Genomic DNA, 16,378 nt, shown 5'->3' on the forward strand with positions numbered 1-16,378 from the left:
CCCGCGCACGACCCGGCGTGTCGGGCCGATCCTACGCCCGGGCACCCACGCGCGGCCAGCGCCGCGATGGCGCGCCGCGCCTCAGGCGCCCAGCGCCTCGCGCGTGAGGATGTCGCGCACCGACTGGATGTGCCCGGCGAGATCGCGCGCGGCCTCGGCCGCGCGCGCCTGGCTGCCGGTCTCGCGGCGGCCGAGCATGGGCTTCAGCGCCGACTCGATGAGCGCGGCCTCACGCTGCGCCGACTGCCGCATGCCGCGCAGGTGGCGGGGCTCGATGCCGAAGCGCTGCAGCTCGACGAGCGCGCGCAGCGACTGCAGCGCCTCCTCCGAGAACGGCTCCGCGCCCGGCAGCAGCTGTGCAGAGATCGCGTCGGCGAGGAGCTGCTTGGAGGCGCCCGCCTCGGACTGCAGCTCGCCGCGCGAGAGCCGCCGCTCGGCGCCCAGGATCGAGGGGGCGTCGACGCGCACGTTCGCGCCGGGCAGCTGCGGCGTGCGTCCCGCGTCGATGTCCTCGAGGTGGCCGAGGATCACCTTGAGCGGCAGGTAGTGGTCGCGCTGCAGCGTGAGGATGTAGCGGAGGCGCTCGAGGTCGGCGCCGTCGAACTTGCGGTAGCCGGAGGGCGTGCGCTGCGGCGAGATGAGGCCCTGGTCCTCGAGGAAGCGCAGCTTCGAGGGCGAGAGGTCCGGGAACTCGGGCCCGAGCTTGGCCAGCACCTGGCCGATGGAGAGGAGGCCCGCGGGCTTCCGCGCGGACTGTGCGCTCACGCCCGGGGCTCGAGGTCGAGCCGGGAGCGGTAGAAGGTGAGCCGGAACTTGCCGACCTGCACCTCCGCCCCGTCGCGCAGGACCGCGCCATCGACGCGCTCCCCGTTGTGGTAGGTGCCGTTGAGCGAGCCGAGGTCCTTGAGTTCGAACTGCGTGCCCGAGCGGACGAACTCCGCGTGCCGGCGCGAGACCGTGACGTCGTCGAGGAAGATGTCGGCGTCCGGGTGGCGGCCGGCGATCGTGGAGTCCTGGTCGAGCAGGAAGCGCGCGCCCACGTTGGGCCCGCGGCGCACCACGAGGATCGCCGAGCCCGACGGCAGCGATGCCACCGCCTCGCGGTCCTCGGCGGTGGTGCCCGAGAGCATCGACGCGAGCTGGGCGCGGTAGTCGTCGCCCCAGGACTGGGTGCTCTCGCCCTCGCGGCCCGTGCCGTCGTGCTCGGTCATGCGCTTCCTCCACGCGTTCCTGCCGGCGGCGCCGGCGAAGTGACGTTCAGCATACTGATCCCGGGCTGTGCGGCGACCACGCGGCGCACGCTCGAACCCACGACACTAGCGAACCGCGGTGGCGGGACGCGCCGGGCCGTGCCCTCAGGCCGCCCAGCCGAGCGCGCGGAGCCCCGCCGCGACGACCGCGGCCGCCGCGACCGCGACGATGAACGGCGCCCGCACCGCGAACAGGCCCGCGGCGACGACGACCGCGGGCACGCGCGCGTCGACCGCCACGCCCTCCCCCTGGCCGAGCGCCTGCACGGCGACGAGGCCCGCGAGCAGCGACACCGTGAGCAGCTCGAGCGTGCGGCGCGGGCGGGGGCGGTCGAAGACGGCGGGCGGCACCGCGTAGCCGAGCAGCTTGATCGCGAGCACAGCGATGCTCGCGAGGAGGATGAGGTGCCACAGGCTCATGGCCGCTCCTCCCCCGGCCCGTCCTCGCGCTCGGCGTGCCGGCCGAGCTCGTGCGTCGCCCTGCCCGGGTCGCCGGCGGCGGACTCGTGACGCGGGCCCAGCCAGTTCGTGAGCCCGACGACCACGCCGACGATCGCGGCGACGACGACCGGCAGCCCCGCGGGCAGCGCCGGCAGCAGCGCGGCCGCGACGACCGCGCTCGCCGCGGCGACCGCGACCGCCTGCCGGCTCGCGAGGCGCGGCCAGAGCAGCCCGACGAAGGCCGCGGCGGCCGCGGCGTCGAGGCCCCACTGCCGCGGGTCGCCCAGCAGGTCGCCGAGCAGCGCGCCGCCGAGGGTCGCGAGGTTCCAGCCGATCCAGATGCCGACGCCCGTGACCCAGAACCCCGTGCGCTGCGCGCGGGGCGCGTCCTGCGCGAGCGCCACGGCAGTCGACTCGTCGATCGTCACGTGCGCCGCGACCGGCAGCAGCGCGCCGCGCGGGTCGACGACGCGGCGCATGCTCATGCCGTAGAGCGCGTTCCGGAGGCCCAGCATCGCCGCGCTCGCGACGCCCGCGACCCCGCCGCCGGCCGCGACGACGCCGATGAACGCGAACTGCGAGCCTCCGGAGAACATGAGCATCGAGAGCACGCACGCCTGCCAGGCGTCGAGCCCGCTCGCGACCGCGAGCGCGCCGAACGAGAGGCCGTAGGCGCTCGTGGCGACGACGACCGAGACGCCCTCGCGCCATGCGCGCCGCACCGGATCCATGCCGCCAGGCTAGGCGCGCGGCGCGCGCCGTCGGGCCATGCGCCCGCAGGCGGCCGCGGCGCTCGCCGGTAGCGTGGAGGCATGCATCTCATCGTCGGCGAGGACGGCCTCGCGCGGCCGCCGTGGGCGGCGACCGACCCGCTGCTGCAGGCCTACTACGACGAGGAGTGGGGCATGCCCGTGACCGACGAGCGCGGCCTCTTCGAGCGGCTCTCGCTCGAGGCCTTCCAGTCCGGGCTCTCGTGGGCGACGATCCTGCGGAAGCGCCCCGCGTTCCGCGAGGCCTTCGCGGGCTTCGACCCGGAGGCCGTGGCCGCCTTCGACGAGGAGGACGCGCAGCGCCTCATGGCCGACGCCGGCATCGTGCGCAACCGCCGCAAGATCGACGCGACGATCGGCAACGCCCGCGCGACCGTGGCGCTGCGCGCCGAGGGCGGGCTCCCCGCGCTCCTGTGGGGCGCCGCACCCGCGACCACGCCCGCTCCCGCCTCGCTCGCCGAGGTGCCGACGCGGTCGCCCGAGTCCGTCGCGCTCGCGACGGCGCTCCGCGCGCGCGGCTTCGGCCACGTCGGACCCACGACGATGCACGCGCTCATGGAGGCCGTCGGCATCGTCGACACCCACCTCGTCGGCTCGCACCGTCGCGGCTCGAGCGGCGTGTGGCGGCCCGACGGCACGCCCTCGCCCGCGTTCCGCTCCCCCGCCGCTGCCTCGGCGGTGCGCGCGTGAGCGGCATGCGCGGCATCGTCGTCGTGCAGTCGCGGCCCGAGGACGACGTCGCCGACGCGGAGCTCGAGGCCATGGTGCGCTTCGGCCGGCTCGACGCAGCGCGCATCCACCGCATCCGCCTCGACCGCGAGGCGCCGCCCGCGATCGACCTCTCGGCGGTCGACGGCGTCCTCGTCGGCGGCGGCCCCGCGAACTTCACCGACCCGCCCGGCGTCGCGCCTGCCGCGCAGGCCGTCGTCGTGCCCTGGCTCACCGACCTCGCGACCGCGGTCATCCGCGCCGACCTCCCCTACCTCGGCGCGTGCCTCGGGCTCGGCGCCGTCGTGCACGCGCTCGGCGGGCGGATGCGCAAGGGCGTCGCCGAGTCGGTCGCGCCCGTGGAGCTGACGCTCGTCGGCCAGGACTGGCTGACCGACGGGCTGCCCCGCGCCTTCACGGCCTTCGGCGGCCACAAGGAGGGCATCGTCGAGGCTCCGGCGGGCACCGCGCTCCTGGCCGTCTCGGCCGTGTGCGCGCACATGCTGCGCGTGGGCGAGCACGTCGTCGCGACGCAGTTCCACCCGGAGCTCGACGGCCCGGGCCTCGCGCAGCGCATCGTCGCGTACCGCGACCACGGCTACTTCTCGCCCGCCGAGGTCGACGACCTCGTCGCCGCGGGGCACGCCGCCCACGTCGAGCACCCGCAGGAGATCCTGCGCCGCTTCGCCGCGCGCCACGGGCTCGCGACATGAGCGCGTCGATCCAGAGGCCCCGCGTCGTCGTCGCCTTCGACGCGTTCAAGGGCTCGCTCACGGCCGAGGAGGCGTGCGCGGCCGCGGCGCAGGGCGTGCGCTCGGTGCTCGCGCACGCCGAGGTCGTCGCCGTGCCGATGGCCGACGGCGGCGAGGGCAGCCTCGACGCGCTGCTCGCGCGGGGCGGCGAGGCGCGCACGACCGCCACGACCGATGCGATCGAGCGCCCCGCGACGGCGACCTGGATCCTCGACGGGCGCGACGCGATCGTCGAGCTCGCGCAGGCCGCGGGCCTGCCGCAGGTCGAGGACGCGCCGCTGCGCCCGCTCGAGGCGACGACGCGCGGCCTCGGCGCCGTCGTGCTCGACGCGCTCGACGCCGGGGCGACCTCCATCACCCTGCTGCTGGGCGGCTCGGCCACCACGGACGGCGGCGCGGGGCTGCTGGAGGCGCTCGGCGCTCGGCTCCTCGACGCCTCTGGCGCGCCGGTCGGCCCGGGCGGGGGCGGCCTCGCGGGCCTCGCCTCGATCGACCTCGCGGGCCTCGACCCGCGCGTGCGCGCATCCGTCTGGCGGTTCGTGACCGACGTGGACGCGCCCCTCACGGGCCCGCGCGGCGCCGCCGCGGTCTTCGGGCCGCAGAAGGGCGCCGACGCCGACGACGTCGCCGCGCTCGACGCGGCGCTGGGCCGCTTCGCCGCCGTCGGCGCCGAGGCGCTCGGCGTGCCCGTCTCGTCGTTCGCCGACGCGCCGGGCGCGGGCGCGGCCGGCGGCGTCGCCACGGTGCTGCGCGCGCTCACGGACGGCGAGGTCGTGCCGGGCGGCGCCTGGTTCGCGGAGCTCGTCTCCCTCGACTCGGCCGTCGCGGGCGCCGACCTCGTGCTGACGGGCGAGGGGCGCTTCGACGCGCAGTCCGCGGGCGGCAAGGTGGTCTCGGTCGTGCACGCCGCGGCATCGGCCGCGGGCGCGCCGCTGTGCGTGCTCGCGGGCGCCGTCGACGCGGAGGCCGCCGCCGCGATGGGCGTGCCCGCCTTCTCGCTCGCGGCCGGGCCCGCCGACCTCCCCGCGCTGCAGCGCGACGCGGCCCGCCTGCTCGAGGCGGCGGCAGCCTCCGCGACCCGCCTCGCGCTGCGCGCCTAGCCCGGCGCGCCTCGCCCTGCGCGCCCAGTCCGAACAGCCTCGCGGTGCGCGCCCGGACCGGCGCGAGCAGCGGCCGCCGCTCGCAGCGCTGGCCACGACCCCCTCGGGCGGCGACGCTGATGCGTGGCGGCTTCCGCCTTCGAGTGGCGCCTTCTTGTCTCGAGTGGCGCCTTCTTGTCTCGAGTGGCGACTTCTGGTCTCAAGTGGCGACGTCTGGCTTCGAGTGGCGCTGAACGGCTGGTATTCGGCGCCACTGTCGACGGATCGCCGCCACTCGACGCCGAACGTCGCCACTCGATGCCGAACGCCGCCACTCGACGCTGCACGTCGCCACTCAGCACGGAACGTCGCGACTCGGGGACGGCCGTGGACGTTCGGCGGGCGCACCGTCTCGCGGGCGGGCCGGCCGGGCGCGCGACGCGGGCGGGCCGGGCGGGCCGGCCGGGCGCGCGACGCGGCGGGCCGGCGGGGCGCGCGACGCGCGGGCCGACCGGGCGCTCGACGCGGGTGAGTCGGGAGGGCCCCGCCGGGCGCGCGACGCGGGCGGACGGGCGGGGGCGCGGAAGCGGGTCAGGCGGGGACGGGCGCGTCCTGCAGGGCGCCGGCCGCCTCGAGCAGCTCGAGGCCGCGCACCCGCTCGGGCGTCGAGCCGTGCACGGCGAGGATGAGCTCGTCGGCGTCCGCCTCCACCTGGAAGCGACGCAGCTGCTCGGCCGCCTGCTCGCCCGCGCCGAGGGCCGTGTGCTGCGCCATCGCGCGGATGCCCGCGGCGTGCGGGCTCGCGGCGAGCGCGTCGAGCTCGTCGTCGCCGATCGTCTGGCCGATCGGGTTGCCGCGCAGCAGGATGCCCTTCACGCGCGAGCGCAGCACCTGCTGCTGCATCGTGCGGGCCTCCTCGAGCGTCGGCGCCACGACGGCGTTGATGCCCGCGATGACGTGCGGGGCCGAGAGCTGCTCGCTCGGCCGGAACGCCTCGCGGTAGACGGCCACGGCCTGCTGCAGCGCATCCGGGGCGAAGTGCGAGGCGAAGGCGTACGGCAGGCCCAGCTGCGCCGCGAGCTGCGCACCGAACAGCGACGAGCCGAGGATGTGCAGCGGCACGCGCGTGCCCTCGCCCGGGATCGCGCGGATGCCGGGCACGACCGAGGCGCCGGCCAGGTAGCCCTGCAGCTCCACCACGTCCTCGGGGAAGCGGTCGGATGCCCGGATGTCGCGGCGCAGCGCCGCCCACGTGCGCTGGTCGGTGCCCGGCGCACGGCCGAGGCCCAGGTCGATGCGGCCCGGGTGCAGCTCGGCGAGCGTGCCGAACTGCTCGGCGATCACGAGCGGCGAGTGGTTCGGCAGCATCACGCCGCCCGAGCCGAGCCGGATCGTCCGCGTGTGCGCGGCGACGTGCGCGATGAGCACGCTCGTGGCGCTCGAGGCGATCGTCGGCATGTTGTGGTGCTCGGCGTACCAGACGCGCTCGAAGCCGAGCCGCTCCGCCGCCTGGGCGAGCTCGACGGAGCTCAGCAGGCTCTCCCGCACGGACTCGGTGGGGGCGACGGGGGCGAGGTCGAGGATCGAGAGGCGCATGCCCGTGCCAACGACGGAGCCCGCCGGGATGTTCCCGGCGGGCTCCGTCGTCCGGCGGGGCCTAGAGGGCCTCGAGCACGATCGCCGATCCCTGGCCGCCGCCGCCGCAGATGCCGGCGGCGCCGAGCGAGCCCGAGCCCGCCTGCGCGAGGCGGCGCGCGAGGTGGCCGACGATGCGGGTGCCGCTCGCGCCGATCGGGTGGCCGAGCGCGATGGCGCCGCCGTTGGCGTTCACGATCTCGGGCTCGACGCCCAGCTGGCGCGTGGAGACGAGCCCGACGGCCGCGAAGGCCTCGTTGATCTCGACCGCCCGCAGCTCCGAGGCCTCGCGGCCCGCGCGGCCGAGCGCCTGCTCGATCGCGTCGGCGGGCTGCGAGTGGAGCGAGACGTCGGCGCCGGCGACGAAGCCCGTCGCGACGACGCGCGCGATGCCGGCGACGCCGTGCTCGGCGGCCCAGGCGTCGGAGACGAGCACGACGGCGGCGGCGCCGTCGGTGATCTGCGAGGCGTTGCCCGCGGTGATCGTGCCGTCGCCGACGAAGGCGGGGCGGAGGCCCGCGAGCGACTCGGCCGTGGTGTCGGCGCGCACGCCGTCGTCGGTCGCGACGGTCACGCTGCGGCGGCCGCCGGTCTCGAACGGCACGATCTCGTCGTCGAGCGCGCCGGCCTCCTGCGCGGCGACGAGGCGCCGGTGCGACTCGGCCGCGAAGGCGTCCTGCTGGTCGCGCGTGACCTCGTAGCGCGCGTTGAAGCCGTCGGTCGACTCCCCCATCGGCACACGGTCGAAGGCGTCGGTGAGGCCGTCGAACTGCATCGTGTCGATGAGCTCTGCGGCGCCGAACTTCGCGCCGGCGCGCAGAGGCGCGGCGTGCGGCGCGAGCGTCATCGACTCCTGCCCCACGGCGACGACGACATCGGCCTCGCCCAGCTGGATCATGCGGTGCCCCGTGACGATCGCCTCCGTGCCGGAGAGGCACACGGCGTTGACGCCGAGCGCGGGGGTCGTCATGGGGATGCCGGCGCCGACGGCCGTCTGGCGCGGCGGGTTCTGGCCGGCCGTCGCGGGCAGCACCTGGCCGACGACCACCGCGTCGACGTCGGCCGCGGCGACGCCGGCCTTCTCGAGCGCGTGCTTCGCGGCGTGCGCGCCCAGGGTCGTCGCGGGCACCTGGGCGAGCTGCCCGAGGAACTTCGCGAACGGGGTCCTGGCGTAGCCGGCGATCAGGGTCTGAGGCATGGCGTGTCTGCTCCTTCGCAGCTCGGGTCGTCGCGCAGGTCGTGCGCCACGCCAGCCTACGCGCGGCCAGCGACCGGCGCGTGGGCGACGCGTCGGTCGCTCCCAGCCGGCCGGGGTACAACAGCGGGGCGCCCGCAGGATGTCGGCGACCGCCGGCGACGAGGGCGCGGAAGGAGGCCGACATGGCCGGACGCGAGCCGGAGCCCGGCACCGACCAGGACCGCGACGACCGCGAGGCGCAGGAGCGCGTCGACGAGCGCGCGGGCCACGACGCCGAGACCGAGGAGGACACCGCCTCGGGCGGACCCGCCTGACGCGGCGTGGGCGGGCGCCCGCTGTTGCCCGCCCACGCCGTCGCGGGTGCACGGCGGATCAGCGCGCTCAGCCGCGCGGCGGCTCCTCGCCGGCGCTCCACTGCTCGGCGGTGTCCTCGTGCCCGGGCGCCGCGGGGCGCCCGCCGCCCTCGTACCACTGCTCGGCCGTGTCCTGGTGGCCGCCGTCGGTCGCGGCGCCCGCGTCGGGCAGGTCGGCGCCCGAGGCGGGGTCGTGGCTCGACGGCGCGGCGATGTTGACCATCCAGAGGATGCCGAAGCGGTCGACGAGCATGCCGAACAGGTCGCCCCACGGCGAGGGCACGAGCGGCTCGACGATGGTCGCCCCCTCGGCGAGGCCCTCCCACCAGCGCGTGAGCGTCGCCTCGTCGTCGCCCGAGAGCGAGACCTGCTGGGTGCCGCCGCGCTGCTCCATGCCCGGGGGCGTGTCGCTCGCCATGAGCGTGTGCCCGGCCGCGGTGGTGAGCTGGCCGTGCATCACGAGGTCGGCGTGCGCCGGGTCGTCGGTCATGCCCGACTGCCCGAAGGTCGTGGTCGTCAGATCGCCCCCGAGCACGCCGTGGTAGAAGTTCAGCGCCTCGCGAGCCTCGCGCGAGAACGACAGGTAGGGGTTCAGCAGGGTCGCCATCGTCGTCTCCATCCGGCGTCCGCTCGGCCGCCACGAGGCAAGCGTGGCCCGTGACGGGCCGCCGCGCCAGGGGGCTCGGCCGCGAGCGCCGGGATCGCCGTCGCGCCACCGCGGAACCGGCGTCCGCCTCTCTGGCCGATCGGACCTCCGCGCCGTACGATGGGCGGGTCACGACCGGAGCGCCCACGGCGCGAGAGCCGAGGGGCGGCCATGGACCAGCAGCAGGCGAGCACGCCCGCCGTCGACGAGGCGCGCCGCCGCGGCGAGGTGCTCGCGATGCTCGCGGGCCGCCGACGCCGGCGACGGGTGCTCACCGGGCTCGCCGTGGGTGCGGCCGCGGCGCTCGTCGCCACCGGCTCGGTCGCCGCCTGGTCGAGCCAGGACGCAGCCGCCGCGACCGCGGCCCAGATCGGCGCGTGGCACGACGACCGCGACCTCGCGGTGTGCGACGCCGAGGCGCGCGCGGTCGCGGCGGTCGCCCTCGCCGAGCGAGCCGAGGGCGTGCTGCGCGCGGCCGACCACGTGCGCGATGCCGAGCAGCTGCTGGGCGCCCCCGAGCGGGCGGCCTTCGAGGAGGCGCGCGGCAGCGTGCTGAGATCGATCGACGACGGCGCCTTCACGACCCAGGAGGACCGCTCGACGGCCGCTCGCTGGGCCTCGCTCGCCGCCGCCTCGGGCGATGCCGCGGGCTTCGACGTGCGCGACGCCTGCCTCGCGGAGGCGGCGCAGGCCCGCGAGCCCGTCGAGGGCGTCACCGCGGAGCGCGCGGCGGCCCTGCAGGAGGAGCTGCGGCAGCTCGGCGAGGCGGACGCGGTGAGCACCGAGCGCTTCGACCGGCTCGACGCCGCGATCGGCGCTGTCGCGCCCACCGTCCTCGCGCTCGCCGACAGCCGCGCCACGATCGCGACGCTCCGCGAAGCCTTCGCGCTCGCCCCCGCGGACGCCCTCGCGTCGCTCGAGGAGGACGACCGCCAGGTGGCCGATCTCGCGGCGGCCGTGCGCAGCTCCGGCACCGCCGACGCGGCGCTCGACCTCGTGGAGCGCCTCTCGCTGCAGGTCGCCTCGACCTGGATGGCCGAGTCGTTCCAGCTCGAGGCCGTCGGCCTCGCCGAGGAGGCCGCCGCTCGCGCGGCCGCGGCGCGCGGGGCGCAGGCCGCCGTCGCCGAGGTGCGGCCCGCGCCGACGACGCCGGCTCCGGCCGAGCCCGCCGACCCTGCCCCGGCACCTGCGCCGGCTCCGAGCACCCCGGCGCAGCCCTCCGCCCCGCCCGCGCCGTCGCCCACCGTGGCTCCGGAGCCGCCCGTCGTCGAGCCGAGCGAGCCCGCGGAGCCCTCGCCGCCCGTCGAGCCCGCACCCACGGCGCCGCCCGAGCTGCTGCCGGACCTCCCGGGCCTCCCCTAGCCCACCGACCCGGCGCAGCGAACGGGCTCGGAGATCGGAACTCTGATCCGGCACGCCGCGGCGCATGGTGCTGCAGCGCGCGCATCGCCCTAGCATGAGCGGGAGCAGGGGTCGTCCCGCCGGCGGCACCCGAGCTCCATGCCCACGATCGATGCGAGGACCGCCGTGGACCAGCCGACGGATGCGCAGCGCCCCGAGCGCGCCGCCGGCCCGGCCAGCCCGCGCAGGGTCCGGCCGCGGGTCGTGGTCGTCGTGGCACTCGGCGTCGCCGTCGCGCTCGCCGTCGGCAGCGCCGCGCTCGCCTGGAGCGCCGACGCGCGCGCCGCCTCGCTCGCGGCGCAGATCGACGGCTGGCACGACGCGCACGAGCTGGCCGGCTGCGAGCTGACGGTGCGCATCGTGCGCGCCGTCGCGCTCGAGGACCGCTCGTCCGACGTGCTGGAGGCCGCCGCCGACGTGGAGCGCGCCGAGGCGCTGCTCGGCGAGCGCCAGCGCGCGGGCTTCTCGGTCGCCCGCGCCGAGCTGCTCGGCTCGCTCAGGCACTCGGCCTTCGTCACCGACGACGATCGCGAGCTCGCGGCGCGCTGGACCGCGGCCGCTCGCTCCCACGCCGACTTCGACCTGCTCGGCGCCTGCACCGGCGCCGCGATCCTCGAGCGGCCGGAGCGCCCCCTCGCGCGCGCCGACAGCATCGCCGAGCTCGAGCGCGAGCTGCGCTCGCTCGGCGATCCGCGCGACTTCGACGACGCGCGCATCGACGGCCTCGAGGCCGCGATCGGCAGGCTCGGCCCTGCCGCGATCGCGCTCGCCGAGAGCCGCACGGCCTCCGCCGACCTCGATGCCGCCTACGTGGGGCTCCCCGCGGACCTCCGCGATCCGCTCGACGATTCCGAGGCTCGCGTGGCGGCGCTCCTCGGGGCGCTCGACGGCGGCCGCTCCACCGCGGCCGTGCTCGACCTCGTCGAGGGCCTGACGCTCCACGTCGCAGCGGCCTGGGCCGCCGACGCCTGGCAGCTGCAGGCCGAGGGCGAGCGCCGCGAGGCGGCCGCCCGCGCCGACGCCGCGGAGCGCGCGCGGGACGCGATCCGCGACGCCGCGCCCCGGCCCATCACCGATCCTCCGGGCTCGCTCGGCGGCCTCGGCGGGATCGAGGAGCCGCCGGTCGACGAGTCGGGAACGCCGACGCCGACGCCGACGCCGACCCCGACCCCGACCTCGCCCGCTGCGCCCACGCCGACGCCGAGCCCGACGCCGTCGCCGACGCCGCCGTCGGAGCTCGTGCCGCCGACCCCCTCCCCGTCGCCGACGCCCGGCTTCTCGTTCGCCCCCGGGCCGACGCCGATCCCGATCCCCACGCCGCCGCCGACGCCGACGCCCTGAGCGCCGCGCGCCGCGGCCCGCGGAGCCAGTCGCTGCGGAGCCGGGCGCTGCAGACCCAGGTGGTGCAGATCCAGGCCCCGCGCCGTCGCCTACGCTGGAGCCATGAGCGACTCCACGATCCGCATGTACGGCGCCGACTGGTGCAGCGACTGCCGGCGCACGAAGCGCCAGCTCGACGGCCTGGGCATCGCGTACGAGTCGATCGACGTCGCGGCCGACGACGAGGCCGCCGCCGAGGCGCAGCGCATCGCGGGCCGCCAGAGCATCCCCGTGGTCGTCTACCCCGACGGCTCGCACCACGTCGAGCCCTCGAACGCCGACGTCGAGGCGAAGCTCCGCGAGCTCTCGCTCCTCTGAGCGGCGCCGGCCTCAGGGCCGCGGCAGCTCGGCGGAGGCCACGACCCGCTCCTCTGCGTCGCGGATCTCGAGCCGCGCGACCTCGGGGCGGAGCACCGCGGCGTTCACGCTGCACCGGATCTCGACCGCCGAGCCGAGCATCGCGCCGGCGGAATGGGCCACCCCGTCGACCCCGACCATGACGATCGCGTAGGAGGCGCCCTCGCGCAGGCCGCTGGCCTCGAGGATCGCCTCGGTGCCCCACGTGTGGGCGACGATCCGCGCGTCGATCTCGGCCTCGGGCAGTGCGTCCTGCACCGCGACCTCCTCGATGGCGCCGAGCGTGCCCGGAGGTCCGGAGGGCGTCGCGTCGAGCAGCGCGGGCAGCGCTGCGCCCGCGCCCGCGCCGATCGCCAGGCATGCCGCGGCGAGCAGCGGGACGGCCCAGCGCGCCCGACGGCGCGGCAGCGGGATGGGCGGGGCGAGCGGCTGCGGCGCGCCCACGGCATCCTCGGGCACCGCGCCCGTCTCGGCGAGCGCGCCGAGCACGCGCGCCCGCAGCGCGGCCTCGACGGGAGCCTCGGTCCACGACGGCACCGCCGCGCGCGCCTCTGCCGCCGTCGCGCGGAGCGCCGCGATCTCGGCGTCGATCGACGGATCCTCGACGCGCGCGGCGTCGAGCTCGCGCGCCTCGCCCTCGTGCAGCGCGTCCGCCGCGGCTGCCGCGATGAGCGCGGCGCGTCGGTCCTCAGCGATCGCCACGGGGGTCCTCCTTCCCGTCGAGGTGTCCGCGCAGTGCGCGGAGGGCATGGTACGCGCGGGTCCGGAGCGTCGCGACCGGGGTGCCCGTCGCCGCTGCGAGCTCACCGTAGCTGTGGCCGCGCAGGTGCACAGCCACGATGACCTCGCGATGCGGCTCGCTGAGCCGCGCGAGGCCCTCCGCGACCCGCAGCCGCTCGAGCGGGTCGACGACCTCCGCGGGCTCGGCCTCGAGGCTCGCCCTCGTCGGCGCGCACCGAGCGCCCCCGGCCGCGCAGCGCGTCGGCGACGACGTTGCGGGCGATGGCGAAGAGCCAGGTGCGCTCGGAGGCGCGCGCCGGGTCGAACCGGTCGCGGGCGCGCCACGCGCGCAGGAAGGTCTCCTGCAGGCAGTCCTCCGCGAGCGCGCGGTCGCGCAGCGCGTTCACCGCGAATCCCAGCAGCGCGGCGGCGTGCAGGTCGAAAGCGCGCGCCGCGTCGAAGCCCGCCGCGGGCGCGTCGCCGTGCTCCATGACGCTCCCTCCGCGCAGGCCCGCTGCTCTCGTCGGCACACGGCTCCTCCCAGCGTAGGCGGCGAGCCCTGGAGGGCCCGCTCACCTGGGGATACTCGGCGCGGCCCGCACGCGTTCATCGCGCGCGGATCCGATCCGCGATGAACGCGCGGCCGCCCGACGGCGTATCCCCTGCACAGAGGCGCACCGGGCGCCCGAGTCGAAGGAGACCCCCATGCCGAAGCACCCCACCGCCCGCACCGTCACGATCGGAGCGGCAGCGGCCGCCGCAGCGTGCATGTTCGCGGTCGCGGCGCCCGCGAACGCCGCGACCGAGGTCGCGGAGCCCGACGAGTTCACGAGCGCCTTCATGGTCGAGGCGACGCCCGACCAGGTCGTCGACGCCGAGGGCGCAGCCGCGCCGGGCCAGGAGGGCGCCACCGGCTCGTTCATGTTCCGCATCAACTCGGAGCTCGACATCATCTGCTACGACATCACCCTCGAGGGCGTCTCGGGCGACTACCAGAGCCCGGCCATGACGGCCACGCACATCCACGAGGCGGCCGCGGGCCAGCCCGGCCCGCCGCGCATCGCCTTCCCCAACCCCGAGCCCATCGGCGAGGGCCCCCGCACGAGCGAGGGCTGCCTGCAGGGCCCGTTCACGACCGGCGTCGAGAACGACGGCGTCGACACGGGCGAGGGCTTCACGCTCGCCCAGATCGAGGCGAACCCGAGCGGCTTCACCGGCGACTCGCACACGGTCGACTACGCGGCCGGCGTCGTGCGCGGCCAGCTCATGCCCGTGCCGCTCGGCGGCGTCGACACCGGCGTCGGCGGCGCGAGGCTCCGAGGTCGACGGCGGCGCGCTCGCGCTCGGCGGCGCCGCGGCCCTCGCGGTGCTCGGCTCCGCGGCAGCGGTGCTCGTGCGCCGTCGCGCAGCGCGCGCCTGACGCACAGCACCACGACGGCCCCGCCAGCAGGCGGGGCCGTCGTCGTGCTCAGGCGTGCGGGTGGCGCCGCTCGAGCCGGGCGCCCTCGACGTCGACGTCGGGCAGGATGCGGTCGAGCCAGCGCGGCAACCACCACGCGCCCCGCCCCACGAGGTGCATGATCGCGGGCACGAGCAGCATGCGCACGAGGAACGCGTCGAGCAGCACGCCGAGCGAGAGGCCGAGGCCCATCGCCTTGATGATCACGGAGTCGGAGGCGATGAAGCCCGCGAACACCGCGATCATGATGAGCGCGGCCGCGATGACGACCGAGCGGCCCGCGCGGAAGCCCTGGGCGACGGCGAGCCTCGCCGGCGCGCCGTGCACGTAGGCCTCGCGCATCCCCGTGGCGAGGAAGAGCTGGTAGTCCATCGCGAGCCCGAAGAGGATGCCGACGAGGATGACCGGCAGGAAGCTGAGGATCGGCCCCGGCTGCGGCACGCCCAGCAGCTCGCCGAACCAGCCCCACTGGAAGACCGCGGTCACCGCGCCGTAGGTGGCGAGGAGCGAGAGCACGAAGCCGCCGGTCGCGATCAGCGGCACGAGCAGCGAGCGGAACACCATCACCATGATGATGAACGACAGGCCGACGACCACCGCGAGGTAGGTCGGGAGGATGTCGGCGAGGCCCTCGGAGATGTCGATGTTGCTCGCCGCCTGCCCCGCGACCCCGAGCCGGACGTCGCCGTCGATGGGCGGCAGCGCGCGCAGCTCGCGCACGAGCGCCTCGGTCGACTCGCTGTTGGGGCCCTCGGCGGGCAGCACCTGGAAGGCGGCGAGCCGGCGGTCGTCGGAGACCGCGATGGGCGCGACGGCGACGACGTCGTCCTGCGCGGCGAGCTCGCGGCCCACGACGAGCTGCTGCTCGACGACGGCGTCCTCGTCGAGGCCCTCCGGGAGGGCGGCCGTGACGAGCAGCGGGCCGTTGGCGCCAGCGCCGAAGGCGTCCTCGGTGAGGGTGAAGGCCCGGTAGGCGGTGGAGTCGGCGGCCTCGGAGCCGCCGTCGGGCAGGCCCAGCCGCATCGAGAGCGAGGGGATGGCGATCGTGCCGAGCACCGCGACCGCGAGGAGCGCGGAGAGCACGGCGCGGGGCGTCGACATCGGCCGCACGGCGGGCGCGGTGGCGGCAGCGGCCGGCGCGGCGGCTGCCCGCGCGAGGGCGCGGCGGCCGACGATGCGGCGACCTGCCAGGCCGAGGAGCGCCGGGATCGCCGTGACGGCGATGAGCACGGCGACGGCGACGCTCACGGCGCCCGCGACGCCCATGAGGCCGAGGAACGGGATGCCCGTGATGCCGAGCGCGAGCAGCGCGACGACGACGGTCGTGCCCGCGAAGACGACGGCGTTGCCCGCGGTGCCGTTCGCGAGGCCGATGGAGTCGATCGGCTCCATGCCGCGCAGCAGCTGCTTGCGGTGGCGGTAGATGATGAAGAGCGCGTAGTCGATGCCGACGGCGAGGCCGAGCATCACGCCGAGGATGGGCGTCACGGACGCCATCTGCACGAGGCCCGAGAACGAGAGCATCGCCATCGCGCCGATCGCGACGCCGAGGAGCGCCGTGACGATCGGGAGCGCCGCGGCGAGCAGCGAGCCCAGGACGACCACGAGCACGACGGCCGCGAGCGCGACGCCGACGGCCTCGCCGACGCCGAGGATCTCCGGCACGCCCTGCGAGATGTCGGTCGAGAAGGCGACCTCGACGCCGTCGATCGGCGTGGCCTCGACGTGCGCGATGACGGCGTCCTTCGACTCCTGCGGCAGCTCGAGCCGCGTGAGGTCGAAGGAGATCGTCGCGAGGGCGGTCGCGCCGTCCTCCGAGACGAGGCGCACGCCGTCGGCGAGGCCCAGGAGCGCCTCGCCCTGCTCGAGCTGCGCGGCGCTCGCGTCGAGCTCGGCCTGGCCGTCCGCGAGCCTGCTGCTCGGCGGCCTCGAGCCTGGTCCCGGCCCGCGTCGAGCCTGCGCCTGCTGCGCGTCGAGCCTGCGCCTGCTGCGCGGCGAGCCTGCGCGGGCGGCAGGCCGGCGGCCTCGAGCCTGCGCACGACCGGCGTCGAGCCTGCGCCTGCCCGGCCTCGAGCTGCGCGCGCTGCGGCGCCGCCTGGTCGCGGCCCGCGTCGAGCCTGCGCCTGCCCGGCCTCGAGCTGTGCGCGGCCGTCGGCGAGCTGCTGCGCCTGGTCGGCGCGCTCCGCCTCGGTCGCGAAGGGGTCGTTCGTGCCGGCGACGCCCGGCAGG

At 76.9% G+C, this 16,378-nt stretch carries 19 protein-coding genes; 8 read left to right on the top strand and 11 right to left on the bottom strand.

Translation table 11 applies throughout. The annotated features are described in order from the left end of the window. Positions 1–81 precede the first annotated feature (81 nt). The 4 genes from OVA14_RS13015 to OVA14_RS13030 all read right to left on the bottom strand — a co-directional run bounded on the left by OVA14_RS13015 (position 82) and on the right by OVA14_RS13030 (position 2,422). Positions 82–765, bottom strand: a complete 684-nt coding sequence (locus OVA14_RS13015) for a MerR family transcriptional regulator (RefSeq protein WP_267504248.1) — start codon at positions 763–765, stop codon at positions 82–84. Then, the gene (locus tag OVA14_RS13020; RefSeq protein ID WP_267504249.1) at positions 762–1,211 is read right to left on the bottom strand and encodes an FHA domain-containing protein; all 450 of its coding nucleotides are present in this window, start codon (positions 1,209–1,211) and stop codon (positions 762–764) included. Before OVA14_RS13020 ends, OVA14_RS13015 begins: the two co-directional genes overlap by 4 nt. A 144-nt stretch (positions 1,212–1,355) precedes the next feature. Next, positions 1,356–1,670: an AzlD domain-containing protein gene (locus OVA14_RS13025; protein ID WP_267504250.1), complete on the bottom strand. Its 315-nt coding sequence runs from the start codon at positions 1,668–1,670 to the stop codon at positions 1,356–1,358. Continuing rightward, the gene (locus tag OVA14_RS13030) at positions 1,667–2,422 is read right to left on the bottom strand and encodes an AzlC family ABC transporter permease (RefSeq protein WP_267504251.1); all 756 of its coding nucleotides are present in this window, start codon (positions 2,420–2,422) and stop codon (positions 1,667–1,669) included. The genes OVA14_RS13025 and OVA14_RS13030 overlap by 4 nt, the downstream gene beginning before the upstream one ends. A gap of 81 nt (positions 2,423–2,503) precedes the next feature. Here OVA14_RS13030 and OVA14_RS13035 point away from each other — a divergent pair, with 81 nt between their 5' ends. From OVA14_RS13035 to OVA14_RS13045, 3 genes are read left to right on the top strand one after another with little or no spacing between them, the layout of a single operon-like run. Continuing rightward, positions 2,504–3,151 (top strand): DNA-3-methyladenine glycosylase I, encoded by a 648-nt coding sequence (locus tag OVA14_RS13035; protein WP_267504252.1) that lies wholly within the window; start codon positions 2,504–2,506, stop codon positions 3,149–3,151. Between the two features lie 5 nt (positions 3,152–3,156). Then, complete coding sequence (locus OVA14_RS13040) at positions 3,157–3,882, top strand: glutamine amidotransferase-related protein (RefSeq protein ID WP_267505597.1); 726 nt, start codon at positions 3,157–3,159, stop codon at positions 3,880–3,882. Then, positions 3,879–5,021, top strand: a complete 1,143-nt coding sequence (locus OVA14_RS13045; protein ID WP_267504253.1) for a glycerate kinase — start codon at positions 3,879–3,881, stop codon at positions 5,019–5,021. The genes OVA14_RS13040 and OVA14_RS13045 overlap by 4 nt, the downstream gene beginning before the upstream one ends. Before the next feature lie 570 nt (positions 5,022–5,591). Here the strand turns inward: OVA14_RS13045 and OVA14_RS13050 are convergent. Both OVA14_RS13050 and OVA14_RS13055 read right to left on the bottom strand, forming a co-directional pair. Beyond that, positions 5,592–6,596 (bottom strand): LLM class flavin-dependent oxidoreductase, encoded by a 1,005-nt coding sequence (locus OVA14_RS13050; protein WP_267504254.1) that lies wholly within the window; start codon positions 6,594–6,596, stop codon positions 5,592–5,594. A 61-nt stretch (positions 6,597–6,657) separates the two neighbouring features. Beyond that, on the bottom strand, positions 6,658–7,833 hold the full coding sequence (locus OVA14_RS13055; protein ID WP_267504255.1) for an acetyl-CoA C-acyltransferase: 1,176 nt from the start codon (positions 7,831–7,833) through the stop codon (positions 6,658–6,660). Positions 7,834–8,015: 182 nt separating this feature from the next. On the opposite strand from OVA14_RS13055, the gene OVA14_RS13060 reads away from it, so the two are divergent. Next, complete coding sequence (locus OVA14_RS13060; protein ID WP_267504256.1) at positions 8,016–8,147, top strand: hypothetical protein; 132 nt, start codon at positions 8,016–8,018, stop codon at positions 8,145–8,147. A 67-nt stretch (positions 8,148–8,214) separates the two neighbouring features. On the opposite strand, the gene OVA14_RS13065 is transcribed toward OVA14_RS13060, so the two are convergent. Continuing rightward, positions 8,215–8,793, bottom strand: a complete 579-nt coding sequence (locus tag OVA14_RS13065; protein ID WP_324288014.1) for a VOC family protein — start codon at positions 8,791–8,793, stop codon at positions 8,215–8,217. A 210-nt stretch (positions 8,794–9,003) separates the two neighbouring features. Between OVA14_RS13065 and OVA14_RS13070 the strand changes: the two genes are divergently transcribed. From OVA14_RS13070 to OVA14_RS13080, 3 genes are all read left to right on the top strand, one after another. Next, a complete protein-coding gene (locus OVA14_RS13070; protein ID WP_267504257.1) occupies positions 9,004–10,194 on the top strand; it encodes a hypothetical protein in 1,191 nt (396 codons plus the stop codon). 165 nt (positions 10,195–10,359) lie between these two features. Continuing rightward, positions 10,360–11,574, top strand: a complete 1,215-nt coding sequence (locus OVA14_RS13075) for a hypothetical protein (protein ID WP_267504258.1) — start codon at positions 10,360–10,362, stop codon at positions 11,572–11,574. Between the two features lie 102 nt (positions 11,575–11,676). After that, positions 11,677–11,931: a glutaredoxin domain-containing protein gene (locus tag OVA14_RS13080; protein WP_267504259.1), complete on the top strand. Its 255-nt coding sequence runs from the start codon at positions 11,677–11,679 to the stop codon at positions 11,929–11,931. A 12-nt stretch (positions 11,932–11,943) separates the two neighbouring features. Here the strand turns inward: OVA14_RS13080 and OVA14_RS13085 are convergent, their stop codons facing one another. Genes OVA14_RS13085 through OVA14_RS13090 form a run of 3 tightly spaced genes read right to left on the bottom strand, consistent with a single transcriptional unit; the run spans position 11,944 to position 13,181 of the window. Further along, a complete protein-coding gene (locus tag OVA14_RS13085; RefSeq protein WP_267504260.1) occupies positions 11,944–12,672 on the bottom strand; it encodes a hypothetical protein in 729 nt (242 codons plus the stop codon). After that, positions 12,659–12,808, bottom strand: a complete 150-nt coding sequence (locus tag OVA14_RS13970) for a hypothetical protein (protein ID WP_420710596.1) — start codon at positions 12,806–12,808, stop codon at positions 12,659–12,661. The genes OVA14_RS13085 and OVA14_RS13970 overlap by 14 nt, the downstream gene beginning before the upstream one ends. Then, positions 12,774–13,181, bottom strand: a complete 408-nt coding sequence (locus OVA14_RS13090) for a sigma-70 family RNA polymerase sigma factor (RefSeq protein WP_267504261.1) — start codon at positions 13,179–13,181, stop codon at positions 12,774–12,776. The genes OVA14_RS13970 and OVA14_RS13090 overlap by 35 nt, the downstream gene beginning before the upstream one ends. A gap of 214 nt (positions 13,182–13,395) precedes the next feature. On the opposite strand from OVA14_RS13090, the gene OVA14_RS13095 reads away from it, so the two are divergent. Continuing rightward, positions 13,396–14,271: a CHRD domain-containing protein gene (locus tag OVA14_RS13095; protein ID WP_267504262.1), complete on the top strand. Its 876-nt coding sequence runs from the start codon at positions 13,396–13,398 to the stop codon at positions 14,269–14,271. On the opposite strand, the gene OVA14_RS13100 is transcribed toward OVA14_RS13095, so the two are convergent. After that, a complete protein-coding gene (locus tag OVA14_RS13100) occupies positions 14,159–15,979 on the bottom strand; it encodes an MMPL family transporter (protein ID WP_267504263.1) in 1,821 nt (606 codons plus the stop codon). The genes OVA14_RS13095 and OVA14_RS13100 overlap by 113 nt on opposite strands. Positions 15,980–16,378 lie beyond the last annotated feature (399 nt).

The organism is Agrococcus sp. SL85, from assembly GCF_026625845.1.
Lineage (GTDB): Bacteria > Actinomycetota > Actinomycetes > Actinomycetales > Microbacteriaceae > Agrococcus.